A 248-nucleotide genomic window follows, 5' to 3' on the forward strand; every position below is an offset into this window, starting at 1 on the left:
CCCACAGAGTCCCCTCTGCAGTACCATCGGCGCTGAAAGGCTTAGCTTCCGGGTTCGAAATGTAACCGGGCGTTTCCCTAACGCAATGACCACCGAAACACTATGAAGTTAACCAACCCGGCAACACACAGGTCGTTACTTCAGAACCTACACAGTGGACGCGAGCAACTGAGGACAAGCCCTCGGCCTATTAGTACCAGTCAACTCCAACCGTTACCGGTCTTCCATATCTGGCCTATCAACCCAGT

Annotated in this window: 2 rRNA genes; both read right to left on the minus strand. The window is 53.2% G+C overall.

Going from position 1 to position 248, the window contains the following annotated elements:
• Nucleotides 1-97, minus strand: a 5S ribosomal RNA gene (gene rrf / locus IH09_RS36345); the annotation flags it as partial.
• Between the two features lie 73 nt (nucleotides 98-170).
• A 23S ribosomal RNA gene (locus tag IH09_RS36350) occupies nucleotides 171-248 on the minus strand; the annotation flags it as partial.

The organism is Streptomyces celluloflavus (genome assembly GCA_000720995.1).
GTDB classification, from domain to species: Bacteria; Actinomycetota; Actinomycetes; order Streptomycetales; family Streptomycetaceae; genus Streptomyces; species Streptomyces celluloflavus.